Annotated in this window: 7 protein-coding genes; 4 read left to right on the plus strand and 3 right to left on the minus strand. The window is 35.9% G+C overall.

Annotation, left to right across the window (positions count from 1 at the left end):
• A partial coding sequence (locus ABEG11_RS12940) for a hypothetical protein (RefSeq protein ID WP_348824589.1) occupies positions 1–193 on the plus strand: 193 nt, incomplete at its 5' end.
• Positions 194–459: 266 nt separating this feature from the next.
• Here the strand turns inward: ABEG11_RS12940 and ABEG11_RS12945 are convergent.
• Both ABEG11_RS12945 and ABEG11_RS12950 read right to left on the minus strand, forming a co-directional pair.
• Positions 460–2,334 (minus strand): M1 family metallopeptidase, encoded by a 1,875-nt coding sequence (locus ABEG11_RS12945; RefSeq protein WP_348824590.1) that lies wholly within the window; start codon positions 2,332–2,334, stop codon positions 460–462.
• A 62-nt stretch (positions 2,335–2,396) separates the two neighbouring features.
• A complete protein-coding gene (locus tag ABEG11_RS12950) occupies positions 2,397–3,977 on the minus strand; it encodes a S8 family peptidase (protein ID WP_348824591.1) in 1,581 nt (526 codons plus the stop codon).
• A 266-nt stretch (positions 3,978–4,243) separates the two neighbouring features.
• On the opposite strand from ABEG11_RS12950, the gene ABEG11_RS12955 reads away from it, so the two are divergent.
• The 3 genes from ABEG11_RS12955 (at position 4,244) to ABEG11_RS12965 (ending at position 15,702) form a co-directional block, all read left to right on the plus strand.
• Entirely contained in the window at positions 4,244–10,492 is a 6,249-nt protein-coding gene (locus tag ABEG11_RS12955) for a T9SS type A sorting domain-containing protein (RefSeq protein ID WP_348824592.1), read from the plus strand.
• A 3-nt stretch (positions 10,493–10,495) separates the two neighbouring features.
• Positions 10,496–11,188 (plus strand): glycoside hydrolase family 78 protein, encoded by a 693-nt coding sequence (locus ABEG11_RS12960; RefSeq protein WP_348824593.1) that lies wholly within the window; start codon positions 10,496–10,498, stop codon positions 11,186–11,188.
• A 470-nt stretch (positions 11,189–11,658) separates the two neighbouring features.
• Entirely contained in the window at positions 11,659–15,702 is a 4,044-nt protein-coding gene (locus tag ABEG11_RS12965) for an RCC1 domain-containing protein (protein ID WP_348824594.1), read from the plus strand.
• A gap of 59 nt (positions 15,703–15,761) precedes the next feature.
• Here the strand turns inward: ABEG11_RS12965 and ABEG11_RS12970 are convergent, their stop codons facing one another.
• A complete protein-coding gene (locus ABEG11_RS12970; protein WP_348824595.1) occupies positions 15,762–16,619 on the minus strand; it encodes an MBL fold metallo-hydrolase in 858 nt (285 codons plus the stop codon).
• Between the last annotated feature and the right edge of the window lie 143 nt (positions 16,620–16,762).

The raw sequence follows: 16,762 nt of genomic DNA on the forward strand, positions 1-16,762 counted from the left end.
CCATTTTGGGTGTATATACGCTGCTGAGCAGCGTGTTTTTACAAATATAATGATTTGTCTCACATTTTGTCCGCTTTATTTTATTATAAATTCCCGCAGGGTTTCGAGCTGGATTTCCAGTTTAGGGATGGTTGCCTCTTTCTCGGCTGGCTGCCCTTTTAGTGCTGTTGCGTATCACTTTTTATGTGTTTGATGGTAAGCGGCAACACGCAGTAATTATATTAGTACTTCCTGCATATTTTAAATGCTGTCTGCGCTGGGAACTTCAGCCATAGGCCTTTTAACTCACCTGAAAGAAGGCTGGCCAAGATAGTTATAAACATGATGCGTGAGGGATAGGAATAAGCTGCCAACGCAGCATGGATAGCCCGACAGCATAAAGGAAAGGGGCCGAATCACCGCTGCGATGATTTGGCCCCTTTTCTTTATGGTGGCACGCCCTGATGATTTTGAAAATGATTACTTCACTTCGAAAACATTGTTGCCTTGTTTAACGTCGGCCATTAATCCGCTTGGATCGATGGTGATTTTCCTGATTGCACTTTTGGGTTTTGAAATGCTAAACTCATATGCTGGAAATGCCCAAGCCCAGTCGCTGAGAACGGTTCTGGTGATGGCAGGTGTGGGATTTGGTTTTTCGAAACTCATCATACGCAATGGGATGTAGAACGTTTCTCTGCTGCCATCTGTATATTCTACCAGAAGGTCTATAGGCATTGGCATACGGCCGATTCTCTCCAGGGTTACGGATGTTTTATCTGCATTTTCCTTAACGTCTTTGATTCCGTAATCGATCGTATTCAGGGTCTGGGTCCAATCTACCAGATACCAATCCAGATTGGCTCCCGAAACGCGCTCGGCTGTTCTCTTGATATCATTTGGCGACGGATGCTTGAATTTGAAATCCTGGTAATATTTTTTTACCGTTTTGTCCAGATTGTCCTGCCCGATTACATAAATGAGCTGTGACAGGAAAATGCTTCCTTTTACATAAGAAGAAATACTATAGGGACGGTTTTCGTCATAACGGTCTCCATGAGTGGTCTGTGGCTGTTCCTTGCCGGATTCAACCAGCTTGTAATAAGCAGTATAATTCCCTTTGAATGGGTTGTCTTCTTTTTTGTCTTTTAGCTCATTCAGCGCCAAATCTTCTATATAGGTAGTAAATCCTTCGTCCATCCAAGGGTGCTTGGACTCATTGGATGCTAAAATATGCTGAAACCAGGAGTGTCCCAGTTCGTGCGCAGCCGTACCTAGAATTCCATCGGGAGTTCCGTTACCCAGCATAAGCGTACACATGGCATACTCCATACCGCCATCGCCTCCCTGAATAAAGGAATATTGCTTGTAAGGATAACTGCCCACCTTTTTGTTATAATAATCCATTACTTTTACCAATAATGGCTCTACTTTTTGCCAGTTCTCTACTACTGAGGGCGTGTTTTTGAAAAGGAAATGCAGATCAACATTATTAGGTCCTTTTACAATATCGTGCTGGTAATTCTTATCGGCTGCCCAGGCAAAATCATGAACCATTGGTGCAATAAAATGCCAGGTCAGCGTTTTTGCCTTTTTAGGATAAACTGTATTTACACCTGCATCCTGGTAGCCATGGCCTATTTCGTTCGGGTTTTGCAAGTATCCTGAACCTCCAATAGTGTACTCTTTGTCAATAGTGATTTTTACATCAAAATTGCCCCATACACCGTGAAATTCCCTGGCAATATAAGGATCGGCATGCCAGCCTTCAAAATCAAATTCGGCCATTTTGGGGTACCATTGTGCCATTGACAATTCAATGCCTTCTGCATTGTTTCGGCCCGAACGGCGGATCTGCACCGGAACCTGACCATCAAAATCTAAGGTAAAAACTGTTTTTGAATTGGGTAAAATAGCCTTCGCCAAAGTTACTTCGAGAATCGTTCCTGCTTCTTTGGCAACAGCCGAAACACCATCCTGCCTGAAGTTTGAAATTTTCAAATATCCAATTTCATTGGGCTTGAGGTTTTTGATACGGCTTTCTTTTACCTCTTTGCCATCCACTTTCGTTTTTATGGCCATACGGGGATCGGGATCTCTTATTGCCTGGATTCTGGCATCCATTTCGCTTCCTGGCTGAAAAGCATTATTGTACAAATGATAATAGACTTTTTTTAATGTATCCGATGAATTATTAGTGTAAACCAGTTCTTGTTTTCCTTTGTACTGGTAAGTTTTGACATCCATCGTGACATCCATTTTATAATCGGCCTGCTGTTGCCAGTATCCCTGTTTTTGAGCAGATAGATCGCTGCAACTTGCCAGAATGCATACGAATAAAAAGAGTTTGCGCATTGTTTTAAAAATAAAAATGGAAGAGCAGTACAGCTCTTCCATTGGATTAATAAACTTTGAAATTATTTTTTAGACATTTTTTCGGCCAATAATAATGCGTTGTAAGCATTGACCATTTTGCCCGATTTTGAAGATTTATCAGACTTAGCTTTTACATCCTGCTTTTCGCCCAAAGTCACATCTGCTGGCAGTGGCGTACCAGATTCTATCAAGATCTGTTTTACCTGCTTGGCAGATAGTTTTGGGTAGTATGAACGGATCAATACAGCAACCCCAGCTGCATTTGGCGAAGCCATAGATGTCCCTTGCAGGTATTTGTATTTATTATTTGGAATGGTAGCATAGATTTCGTCGCCAGGAGCAAAAACATCTACATTAAAAGTACCATAATTAGAAAACGGCGCGATTACATTTTCTCCGTATTGATTATTCAAAGCACCAACGGTCAATACATTCGAAGCAAATTCTTTGGTATTATCGGCGGCATCATTTGGATAATTTGCATTTTCTGGCAAATCAATATCCTGGCCGTCATTTCCAGCTGCATGAACAAATAATACGTCTTTCTTTTCAGCATATTTTATGGCATCAAAAACCCATTGTTTTTGAGGAGAGTAGCTTTTTCCAAAACTTCCATTAATTACTTTGGCACCATTATCTGCCGCATAACGAATGGCCAGCGCAATATCTTTGTCGTACTCATCGCCATCTGGCACAGCTCTGATAGCCATAATCTCTACATTATCGGCCACTCCGTCACCGCCAATACCGTTTCCTCTTACCTGTGCAATAATTCCGGCTACGTGGGTTCCATGAAGTGCCTCTTCCTTGTCTGGGCCGTACACGATATTATTACCATATTTAGTATTTTTTATATCCTCTGGATTGTCGCCAACGATTTTGCGTCCATCCAATTCCTTGTTTAGATTGTATTTGAGCTGACCATCAACATAATCACTATATTCCTTGATTTCGTCTCTAAACGCCGGCCCGGCATTAGTCAAGATGCGTGACATGATCATTTTGCTTTTGGTCAGATCTGGATCTGAAGTAACAATTGCATTTACCTCTTCAAGGGTATAATTTTCTTTGCCTAAATGTTTCTGAATTGCTTTATCGGTAGCTGTCAGGAAATCGACCTGCTGCTTGTCCTTCATTGCTTTTTCGTACTTTTCATTATAAGCGGCTAAAGCGCTTTTATAAGTTGCCGACCCATCATCCCCTTTTCTTACGATGCGGGTCATTTCGAGGGTTTCATGCAAATCGTCTCCAAGAAAATTCCATCCGTGAATATCGTCGATATATCCATTTTTATCATCATCTTTTCCGTTTCCTGCAATTTCTTTTTTATTGGTCCATATCACCGATTTCAAATCTTCATGGTCAATATCGACCCCTGAATCTACGATTCCAACAATTACCTTGACACTTTTTTTGCCTTTTAAAAGTTCGGCATAAGCTTTATCGACACTCATTCCTGGAATGCTGTCCTTTGCCAGATCCAGATGTGACCATCGCTGCAGTTCAGTTTCGCTTAATTTTCCTTTTTTGCCTGTATAGGCGGCGGCTGTCTGGGCATCTGCCGAAAGGCTTACAGTCAAAGAAGCAAGTACTGCCAGTGGGGTGATGTATATGTATTTCATAAAATATTGATTTTTCAGTTTTAATAATGAACTTCAAAAATAGGAGAACTAAATTAATAAATACGCAATCATTAACGCTATTTTATGACAAAAAACTTTCATAAAACTATCAATTAGCAAAAAATATAGATTATTCTAAGTTATTTCGGTAAAAGCGGCTGCAAAAACTGGTCAATTTTTCATCAAGCAAAATCACCATAAATGATGACTGTAAAAAAACAAATGAATTGTAACATTGCGGGTCTTTAAATAAAATCATATTATTTATGAAAATGAAATTACTTTTATTGCTGCTTTTATTAGCTGGTGCCAATGCTTTTGCACAATTTACAAGCATTCCAGATGCAAACTTCGAAGCGAAATTAATTGAAAAGGGATATGATGATGTGGCCGATGGAAAAGTACTGACTTCCAAAATTAACACATTGACTTCATTAGATGTTTCGGCTCATTTTTTTACTCCTGCTGCCAGTTTAATTACCGACTTAACAGGGATTCAGGATTTTATTGGATTGACCGAATTAAAATGCGAATCAAATAAAATAAGTACTCTGGATGTAAGTAAAAACACAAAACTAATAAATCTGAGCTGCTATGGTAACAGACTAACCAGTTTAGATCTGAGTAAAAACACAGCCTTAACTTCTTTTAATTGCAGCAATAATAAACTCTTGAGTTTGAATATAAAAAATGGAAATAATGCTTCTTTTAATAATTTTAGTTTTAATGACAATATACACCTTACCTGCATTGTTGTTGATGACGCTGATTATGCAAATGCTAATTGGACAGCCAAAAAAGACGCTGCAGCTTTTTATACAGCTGAGCAATGTTCGTCTGTTACAATACTGCCTGCTGCATCATTTGAAGATAAGCTCATTGCACTTGGAATTGATGCTGACGGCAAAAATGGGTATGTATTAAATTCAAGTATTGCTTCATTAACAACATTAGATGTATCAAATAGTTCTCTTACCGATTTGACAGGTTTAGAAGGATTTACATCTTTAAAAACTTTAAATTGTTCTAATAATTTATTACAGAGAATAAATCTTTCTAAAAATACGGATCTGGCTATTTTAGACTGCTCCAATAATGCAAACTTAACTTGTATTCAGGTTGCCAATATTGCAGAAGCAACAAATAACTGGACAACCACTAAAGACGAAATTGCTGCTTTTAATTTAGATTGTACTGCTTACACACTAATTCCAGATCAAAATTTTGAAAAGAGATTAATTGAAGCAGAGCTTGATAATCTTGTAGATGGAAAAGTAATAACTGCCAATATTAATAAAATAAAATATCTGCAGGTTATTGGTAAATCTGTAAAAGATTTAACGGGAATCCAGGATTTTGTCTCCTTAACTAGCCTGAATTGCAGATCAAACCAATTAACCAGTATTGATCTTAGTAAAAATACGAATTTGTCAACACTGATTTGTGATTCTAATCAATTAACAACATTAGATATAAGTAAAAATACTGCTTTGACACAATTAGATTGTTCTCTAAATCAATTAAAGGAATTAAATGTCAGTACAAATACAGCTTTGAAGGAATTAAATTGTTATTCAAATAAACTAGTTACTTTAGATGTAAACCAAAATACAGCGCTGACCACTTTTTATTGCAGTAAAAATCAATTAACTAATCTAAGTTTAAAAAATGGCAAGAATACTTTTCTCAAAAAATTAACCTTCACAGAAAACCCAAATCTTTATTGTATTTCTGTTGATGATGCTGCTTATGCAAATGCTAATTGGAATACTCAAAAAGACGTTAATGCTCTTTATTCATCTTATGATTGTTCGACAATTACACAAATTCCCGATACTCAATTTGAGGATAAACTAATTGCCCTTGGAATTGACACTGATGGCAAAAATGGATTAGTCTTAAATAGCAGTATTGCAGCAGTAACCTCATTGGATGTTTCTAATAGTGCTATTGCTAATTTAACCGGAATACAAGGATTTACTGCTTTAACAACTTTAAACGCAGCAAACAATTCATTAAAATCCATAGACCTTTCAAAAAACAGCAGTCTGACAACCTTAGACTGTTCGAATAATGCAGCGCTAACCTGCATACAAGTAGCCGATATTGCACATGCCACTAACAATTGGGCAACGACTAAAGATGCTGCTGCTAATTTTAATCTGGACTGTAACGAATATACTCTGATACCAGATACCAGCTTCGAAGCCAAATTAATTGCCTTGCAATTTGATGAAGCTGCTGATGGCAAAGTGTTAACTTCAAAAATTAATACTTTAAAATCATTAGATGTTAGCAGAAGTTCTATTACAGATTTAACCGGTATTCAGGATTTTACATCATTAAATACGTTACGTTGCGAGTCAAACAAACTTACCAGTTTGGATGTAAGCAAAAACACAGCACTAAAAACATTAGCATGTAATAATAATGCTTTAACCAGTATAGATGTAAGCAAAAATACAGCTTTGACTTATTTGAATATTTCCAGCAATAAAATAAACACAATCGATATAAGTACTAATATTTCCTTAACTAGTATAGACTTAGACGAAAATAACCTGACAAGTTTAGATGTAAGCAAAAATACAGCTTTAACCTATCTGGACTGTTCATCAAATAAGTTCACCAGTCTGGATGTAAGTAAAAATACAGCTCTGACTAATTTTTGGTGCCGTTCCAATCAATTAACTAAACTAAACTTAAAAAACGGGGCGAATACTCTTTTAACCAGTTTAAACTTTTCTTTCAATAGAGATCTTTCCTGTGTTATTGTTGATGATATTGCGTATGCAAATACTAATTGGAGTAATCAGCAAGAGGTTCATCCTGTATTTTCACCTCACGATTGCTCCATCTCCACTCTAATTCCTAATGGAGCGTTTGAAGATAAATTAATTGCTTTAGGCATTGATACTGATGGTAAAAATGGTGCTGTATTAAATGCAAGTATTGAAACTATAACAACTCTGGATATCTCAAATAGTTCTCTTACGGATTTGACAGGCTTAGAAGGATTTACTGCTTTGACAACTTTAAACGCTTCAAACAATTTATTAAACAGTATAAATCTTTCTAAAACTACAGCTTTCACAACATTAGACTGCTCCAATAATCCAGAATTATCTTGTATTCAGGTAGCCGATGTTGCTCACGCTGAGGCGAATTGGACAGTAAAAAAAGATGCTTTGGCAAACTTTACCTTAGACTGTAATAGGTACACGCTTATACCTGATGCAAATTTTGAAGCTGAATTAATAGAAGAAAAACTTGATGATATTGCTGATGGCAAAGTCCTGACTTCCAAAATTAATAAATTGAAATCATTAACTTTTTATTCTTATGATGATGTTTCTGATTTTACAGGTATAGAAGATTTTGTATCATTAACTAACCTGGATTGTAATGGGCTTGAAATAACTAAATTAGATTTAAGCAAGAATACGGCTTTGACCAATTTGAGATTAGAGGCGTGTAAATTAACTTCCTTAGATGTTAGCAAAAACACGGCTTTAATCTCTTTAAACTGTTATCAAAATCAACTGGCTGCACTGGATGTAAGCCAAAATACTGCTCTGGAATGGTTTGAGTGTTCCAGTAACATACTGACCAGCTTAGATATAACAAAAAACACTGCTTTATTGGGTTTTAAATGCAGGCTAAACCAATTAAAAACATTAGATGTAAGTAAAAATACCAAATTAAATAGGCTGGAATGCCAAAACAATAAAATAGAAAGCTTAGATATCAGCAAAAATGTGGCTTTAACCAGTTTAAATACCAATTCAAACAGATTATCTGCTTTAAATTTAAAAAATGGCAAAAACAGCCAATTAACTGCTTTGGATTTTTCTGACAACCCAGCACTTTCCTGTATTGTTGTTGACGATATTGACTATGCAAATACCAACTGGTCCGATAAAAAAGAAGCGTATTCTTATTTTACGATTTATGACTGTTCGACAATTACCAGAATTCCAGACGGCCTGTTTGAAGATAAACTTATTGCCCTTGGCATTGATACCGATGGTAAAAATGGGCATGTATTAAATTCAAGTATCGAAACACTAACAGCTCTTGATGTTTCTAACAGCTCTATTACAGATGCAAAAGGTTTAGAAGGATTTACAGCTTTACAAACTTTAAACATTTCAAACAATTCATTAACCGGTTTAGATCTTTCCAAAAATAGTGTATTAAAAACTTTGAACTGTTCAAAAAATGCATCCCTGACCTGTATTATGGTTGCCGATGTTGCTGTGGCAAAAAACAATTGGACTACAACCAAAGATGCCACTGCAGATTTCAGTCTGGACTGTAGACCATACACTCTTATTCCGGACACCAACTTCGAAGCTAAATTAATTGCTTTAGAAATTGATGATACTGCCGATGGAAAAGTATTAACTTCCAGTATCAGCAATTTAACTATATTAGACGTTGGTAATAGTTCTATTACAGATTTAACAGGTATTCAGGATTTTGTATCGTTAACCAACTTCAATTGTAATTATAATCAAATAACTGCTCTCGATGTAACCAAAAACACTAAGCTGACAGGTTTGGGCTGTACAAATAATAAACTGACTAGTCTGGATGTATCCAAAAACCCACTATTGGAAATTCTAATTGTCAGTAACAATGAATTAACTCAACTGGATTTAAGTACAGGTTTAAAAGAATTATACTGCACTGACAACCAGATAACTGCTTTAGATGTAAGTAAAAATACCGAGCTGGAGGATTTAGATTGTGCAAACAACAAAATTACCGCCTTAGATGTAAGCAAAAATACAAAGCTGCGTAATTTTGACTGCAGAGATAATAAATTAACAAACTTAAATTTAAAAAATGGAAATAATAGTAAAATCTCTTTTCCTAGTTTTTACAACAATCCAAATCTTTCCTGCATTCTTGTAGATGATGCCGTCTATGCAAATGCGAATTGGAAAAACAGAAAAGATGACACAGCTATTTACACGACATTTGACTGCTCGACTATTACAGGAATACCTGATCCTCTATTTGAAGATAAGCTCATTGCCCTTGGGATTGATACCGATGGTAAAAATGAACTGGTATTAAATTCAAGTATTCAAACAGTAACAACATTAGATGTTTCCAATACTTCTATTAATAATCTGACAGGCATACAAGGATTTACTGCCTTAACAGATTTAAAAGCCGATTCAAATAAATTAATAACTTTAGACGTAAGTAAAAATACTGCTTTGACTGCTTTATCTTGTCGTGAAAACCAATTAGAAAAGTTAGATATAACTAAAAACATTTCTTTAACAGAATTGAATGTATCTTCTAATAAACTAACTGCTTTAGATATCAGCAAAAATATTGCCCTGACAAATTTAATTGCAGATACAAATAAATTAACTGTTTTGGATGTAAGTAAAAATATATCTCTCAGCAAATTATATCTATCATCTAACCAGCTAACAGATCTGGATGTCAGTAAAAATACAGCCCTGACCCTTTTGGATTTCAGCAAAAATCAGGTAACCAGTATAAATCTTACTAAGAATAAAGTCTTGACTCAGTTGTTTTGTGATTCGAATAAATTGCCTTCACTAAACATTACCGAAAATACTGCCCTGACCGAACTGAACTGTTCATCAAACCAGTTGACAAGCCTGAATTTGAAAAACGGAAACAATACCAATTTTAATGCTGCCGTACTGCATCTTGAAAACAACCCGAATCTAAGCTGTATCAAGGTAGATGACAAAACTTATTCAGACACTAACTGGTCTGGTTTAAAAGACGCAACAGCCTTTTATGATCCTGACTGCGGATTAAGTCTGCCATCAGACAATTTCATTATCGAAACAAAAGGAGAATCATGCCTTGGCGAAAATAATGGCGAAATAAACATCACTGCATCTGAAACATTCCTATACACCGCCAGCATTAATGGGGAGAATTATCCTTTTACAGATAATGCCCTCTCTGTTATCGATCTGGCACCTGGAAATTACACCATATCCATTACTATTCCTGGGGAAACATTCGAACAGAGTTTTAATCTGGTTATTGCAAAAGGCACGTCGATTACAGGGAAATCCACTATAAAATCCAAAAAAGTAAATATAGAAATTACTGATGGAACGGCTCCTTACACTGTTTTTGTAGATGGAATCGAGCAGTTTCAAACTAGTGATTCAAGCTTTTCCCTTACAGCAAAAGGAGGAAATCTGCTGGAAGTAAAAACGGCCAAAGCCTGCGAAGGAATCTATGCCGAAGATATTACAGGCTTGGACTTAACCGTTTCGGCCTATCCTAATCCTACCTCGGGAAGTTTTGAAATCGTACTGCCTGTTGCCGACAAGGAAGTGAGCATAGAAATTAACGCTTTTGACGGCCGTGTAATTTCCAATAAAAAATACAGTTTAGAAAATGGCACTGCCCAGTTAACACTGGAAAATGAGCCAAGTGGCGTTTATATCGCCAAAATCCACTCGGCAGGATCTGTAAAGAATGTAAAAATTATAAAAAATTAAAAGATGAAAAATTTTATATATCTGTCAATAATCGGACTTGTAGCCATTTCCTGCGGAGGCGGCAGCGATGATTCTGAAAACGAAGTTAAAAACACAGCGCCTACAGTGCCTGTACTGAAGCTGCCTGCTGATAATAAATTATGCGTAGACAATACTGTCAGTTTTGAATGGAATAAATCTGCCGATACAAATAATGACAATATCACTTACAAGATTGAAATAGCCTCCGACAATCAATTCAGCCAGATTATAAAAACAGCTGAAGGCTCGTCTACTTCGACACAACTGGAATTAGAGAAAAATACAGCTTACTACTGGAGAATCAAGGCAACCGATAACGAAGGTTTGTCCAGTGACTATTCACCGGTTTACAAATTTTATACTGCCGGTGATGCCGAAGTGAACCACCTCCCTTTTCTGCCGGAATTAACCGCACCGGAGATAAACGCTTTATTAAGCACTACAACAGCTACATTGGCTTGGGAAGCCTCTGATACTGATGCCGAAGATATTCTTACTTATGAGGTATATTTTGGAACTGCAAATCCGCCTAACGTAAAAATAAACGAAAACAATACCACAAAATCTGAAGAGGTTACACTGCAGCCTGCAACAGAATACTTCTGGCGAGTGGTTGTAAAAGATAATAAAGGAGGAGAAACCATTGGGCAGATATGGAGATTTAAAACCAATTAATAGTCAGGCTTATCAAACAACTGAACAAAAAACAATCCTCATTTTCATGTGTATGAAAATGGGGATTGTTTATTTATTGCAAATTTAACTCTTGAATAGGCATAATTATCAGCCAAAAATAACAAAAGAACATACTCTTATTTTCATTCTAAATATTATAACTTGATAAATTCCTGCATTAACAGCTTTAAATACAATTTAAAAAATAAAATATCATTCAAATATATTAGTAGAAAAATAATATTAAATTGTATTATTTTGTCATATAAAAACTATCTTGTATTTATGAAAGTAAGCCTGCTCTTTTTAGATATTTATAGCAATTTTGCTTGCGGGACATACTCAGGATTTTTCAAATTGATTTAAAAAAATATCTTTGATGAGTTCGGATTTTATTTTTATCTTTAAGAAATTTCTACTAAATAAATTTTAAATAAAAACTTACTATTAAATAACCCAAATCTTATTATATGAAAAAAACTTTACTATTACTTTTAATACTATTCTTACACCTACAGATCAAGGCGCAATGCTGGAAAACAATGGCTGCTGGATACAGTCATACAGCTGCGGTAAGAACAGACGGTACCTTGTGGACATGGGGAAGCAATGACCAGGGACAATTAGGAAACAGCTCGCCAACAAGTAAAAATGTTCCTACAAAAATGGGGACTGATAACGATTGGGAAACAGTCGCTGCAGGATGGGGGCATACAGTTGCATTAAAAACAGATGGTTCCTTATGGGCATGGGGATATGGCGGATTAGGACAAATAGGGAATGGCTCATATACTATTAATTTTAATGCTCCGCAACAAATAGGAATAGCAAAGAACTGGCAAACAATAGTGGCTGGGCATGGTCACACAATTGCACTAAAGACAGATGGCTCCTTATGGGCTTGGGGAAATAATTTCTCTGGTCAATTAGGTATTGGCAACAGCTTAGACAGAAATACTCCAACACGAGTAGGGACAGCTAATGATTGGCAACTAGTAGCAGCTGGCAAACTTCACACGATTGCCTTGAAAAATGACGGAACATTGTGGACTTGGGGGAATAATACATACGGAACATTAGGAGATGGCACTACAACAAAAAAAACATCTCCAATACAGATAGGAACAGAAAACAATTGGAAAACAATAAGTGCCGGAAGTGATCATACTATTGCTATAAAAAAGGATGGAACTTTATGGGCTTGGGGAGATAATACCTACGGGGCACTAGGAGATGGTACTACAACAAATAAACTTGTTCCAACACAGATAGGATCATCAGCCGACTGGAAAACTATCAACGGAGGAGTTAACTATACGATTGCTATAAAAACAGACGGTACTTTATGGGCTTGGGGTTTAAACTCTGATGGAGAACTTGGGAATGGCACAAAGATCAATAGCCTTATTCCGTTACAAATAGGAACGGAAAATAATTGGCAAATGATTGATGGAGGATCTGTCCATACAGTGGCCATAAAAACAGATGAAAGTTTGTGGGCCTGGGGAAGCAATTCCTTAGGACAACTGGGTGACGAAACATCTATTGATAAAAATGTCCCGACAGTATTAAATTGTACAGGTTCATTGATAGTAAAGACAAGCCAAATTAACATAAGCTGTATAAGTGATGCCAGCGGTTCGGCTTCTATAACATCTGTTTCAGGCGGGACAGCACCCTATTCCTACCTTTGGTCAAATGGAGCTGCAACAGCCTCAATTACTGGATTGAAACCTGGTGATTATTCTTGTACAATTACAGATGCTGCCTTGTTATCAATCACTAAGAGTTTTGTCATTATAGAACCAAGTCCTCTTTTTGCCACAACAACAATTACAAACACCGACTGTAATGGCAACAACGGAATTATTACCATTATGGCGAATGGAGGAACCGAACCCTACCAATATGGAATTTCGAATATGGTTTTTCAACCTTCAAATGTATTTACTAACTTATCGCCAGGAACTTATGAACTATATGTAAAAGACAATAACGGCTGCATCTCTTCAAATTATATAGTTATCACAGCAAATAATACACCTCCGCCAACTGCGACCGCACAGATGCTCAATACTAGCGCAACAGTTAGCAGCTTACAGGCTGTCGGTTCTAATATTCAATGGTATAATGATCTTACAGGAGGGACCGCTTTAGATTTATCGGCTGCACTGATGACAGGTAAATATTATGTTTCGCAAACCATCAACGGCTGCGAAAGTTCAAGAATAGCAGTTGATGTGACAATTATGCCAGTTTCAGCAAATGATCCAATACCAACAAATGGTCTGCTTGCTTATTACCCTTTTACTGGAAATGCTGATGATACAAGCGGAAAAGGAAACAATGGAATTGCCACCGATGTTACTCTAATAGAAGACAGATTCGGAAAAAGCAACAGTGCTTACTTTTTTAATGGTACAAGCAGTAACATTGAATCCAATATTGCTGATTATCCTCTTAAAGGGGGATCGCGAACAATTACAGCCTGGTTCAAATCTTCATCTAAAATTAGCTCTCCAAATTCAGATTTTTGCCTTTTAAATTATGGAAATATAAATGACCCAAATTATTGGTTTAAAATTAGCTTCTATAGCAAAGGCTATTTAGATATACAATTTGATTCTAAAACTTTTTCGTCCCAGGAAAATTATTTTAACGATGAATGGACCTTCGTTGCATTAACTTTTGATGAAACAAATAACACTTACTCCTTATATATAAATGGAGTATATAAAATGGGCGGAACAGCCAGTTTGTATACAAACGGTTTTAATAATTTTTTTAGAATAGGACGAAATAAATTAAATAACTATTTTGAAGGTTCAATTGATGATATTGGTATTTGGAATCGTGTGCTTACACAAGAAGAAATAACAGGCTTGTATACACCTGCACCTGTAAATAATGATCTTTTTACTTTAATTCCAGATCAAAATTTTGAACAAAAATTAATTGATTTGGAAATCGACAACGGCATCATCGATGGAAAAGTCCTGACATCAAAAATAAACACCATAACACAGCTAAACGTTAACAATAGTTCTATTACAGATCTAACAGGAATACAAGACTTTGCACAATTAACGGATCTGTACTGTAATCAAAATCAATTAACAGCATTGAATGTAAGCAAGAACACATTATTAAAAACTTTAGATTGTAATAACAATAAAATAGAGATTTTAGATGTAAGCAAAAATATTGCTTTGGATACTTTGAGCTGTTATTCAAATCGATTAACGGCTTTGGATGTAAAAATAAATAAGTCTTTAAAAAAATTAGACTGCGGTTCAAACCAAATCAGTACCTTGGATGTAAGCACAAATACTGATTTAATATTTTTAGGTTGCAATACCAGTCTGCTAACCACTTTGGATGTAAGTAAAAATACTGCATTGAAGCTCCTGGATTGCCGCGAAAATAAATTAACCAGCTTGAATGTTTCTACTATCGGTACTCTTACAGAGCTGTATTGCCAGTCCAATCAATTAACAAGTTTAGATGTAAGCAAAAATAAAGCTTTGGAATTTTTAAATTGTGCAAAAAATCAGTTAACCACTTTGGATGTAAGTGTAAATACAGCTTTGGTCGGTTTATATTCTAATTCTAATCAATTAACGAATTTAAATCTGAAGAATGGGAACAATACCAACCTTGCCTATCTAAATCTTAAAAACAACCCTAATCTAAGTTGTATTCAGGTTGATGATGCAATTTATTCTAATGCAAACTGGTCTGATAAAAAAGATGAAACAGCAAATTTTAATACAGATTGCCAAGATTCAAATCAATATACTTTAATACCCGATTCAAATTTTGAACAAAAGCTAATTGATTTAGGAATTGACACTGATGGCTTAAACGGAAAAATTACTATAACAGATATAAGTGCAGTTACAACTTTAGACCTCTCAAACAGTAATATCAAAGATTTAACCGGAATTGAAAGTTTTACAGCACTAAACATTTTAGACTGCAGCAACAATCAGCTGGTTAGTCTGGATCTTTCCAAAAACATAAATCTTCAGATTCTATATGTCACTGGTAACCCGCTTGTATACATAAATCTGCAAAATGGAAATAATCAGAACCTTATAGTACAATCATCAACAGGCCGAAAAAAAGCCAGCACAGGTGGAACAACCTTTTTGGGAATTACCACTTTGGGTTGTGTAAAAGTTGACAATGCTGAATATTCTAATGCAAATTGGTCTAAAATCAAAGAAACAACAACTACTTATTCTGAAACTTGTACTTTAGGTCTGGAAGATTCTCAATTCAGTAAAGTTCAAGTATATCCAAACCCTACAAATGGAGAGGTCAATATTCTAAACATTACTTTAGAAAAAGCAGCAGTATATAACGTATTAGGACAATTAGTAAAAACATTTGCTCTAGATTCTGTCAATACAAATAATACAATCAATTTATCAGGTCTTCCAAAAGGGGTTTATTACATATACTTAATTAATCAGGATGCCGCTTCTGTCAAAAAAGTTATAGTAGAGTAATTCTATTTTGTTGAACAAAAAACCACATTTTCTAACTAATGAAAATGTGGTTTTTTGTTTTAAAAAATATCCGAGCAGCTAAAACACTCTTTCAGCCGTACTCCTTTTTCGGTATGTTCAACAGTAATAACTTCGTTATGTGCATCATGTTCCAGAAACAAAAAGTAGTTCTTATCGGCAGCGACGTTCAAGAATTTTGATTTTTCAGGCATGGTCAGCAGAGGTCTCGTGTCGTACCCCATTACATACGGCAAAGGCAAATGTCCTGCTGTAGGAATCAAGTCGGCACAAAAAACAATGGTTTTGTCCTTATATTGAATGTGTGGAATCATCTGCTTTTCGGTATGCCCATCAACATAAAAAATCCCAAATCCCAATTCATTTGAAATACCAAAATCGCCTTCGGGTCTAGCTATAAAATGCAATTGCCCGCTCTCCTGCATTGGTAAAATATTTTCAGCTAAAAAAGACGCTTTCTCTCTGGCGTTTGGTTTTACTGCCCATTCCCAATGATTTTCATTTGTCCAGAATTTGGCATTTTTAAAGGCCGGTTCATAACCCGTTTTGTCTTTGTTCCATTGAATAGTTCCGCCACAATGGTCAAAATGCAGATGCGTCATAAAAATATCGGTAATATCATCGCGATGAAATCCATATTGTGCCAGTGATTTATCCATAGAATGCGTTCCCCAAAGCGAGTAATATCCAAAAAATTTCTCTGACTGTTTATTCCCCATTCCCGTATCAATCAAAATCAATCGGTTTCCGTCTTCAATGAGCAGACATCGGGCGGCAATATCAATTAAGTTGTTTTCATCAGCTGGATTGGTTTTGTTCCAAATGGTTTTGGGCACCACACCAAACATTGCGCCGCCATCAAGTTTAAAATTGCCCGTTTCTATTGAGTATAGTTTCATCAGTACATTATAAAATTAAAAACACTGCAATTTACCAAAATCTTATAGCTTTAATCTCTTTGATATAACAAATTTCTATCTGGATATTAGTTATATAAATGTTATCAGTGATGAAAAAAAGCATTTTATATAGTATCTTTGCA

It is taken from the genome of Flavobacterium aestuarii (genome assembly GCF_040049115.1).
Classification (GTDB): Bacteria; Bacteroidota; Bacteroidia; order Flavobacteriales; family Flavobacteriaceae; genus Flavobacterium; species Flavobacterium aestuarii.

Bases quoted from the DNA above. Each gene is read 5' to 3' on its own strand.
- ABEG11_RS12945 (WP_348824590.1), bottom strand. From the start codon at position 2,334: ATGCGCAAACTCTTTTTATTCGTATGCATTCTGGCAAGTTGCAGCGAT.
- ABEG11_RS12950 (WP_348824591.1), bottom strand. From the start codon at position 3,977: ATGAAATACATATACATCACCCCACTGGCAGTACTTGCTTCTTTGACT.
- ABEG11_RS12955 (WP_348824592.1), top strand. From the start codon at position 4,244: ATGAAAATGAAATTACTTTTATTGCTGCTTTTATTAGCTGGTGCCAAT.
- ABEG11_RS12960 (WP_348824593.1), top strand. From the start codon at position 10,496: ATGAAAAATTTTATATATCTGTCAATAATCGGACTTGTAGCCATTTCC.
- ABEG11_RS12965 (WP_348824594.1), top strand. From the start codon at position 11,659: ATGAAAAAAACTTTACTATTACTTTTAATACTATTCTTACACCTACAG.
- ABEG11_RS12970 (WP_348824595.1), bottom strand. From the start codon at position 16,619: ATGAAACTATACTCAATAGAAACGGGCAATTTTAAACTTGATGGCGGC.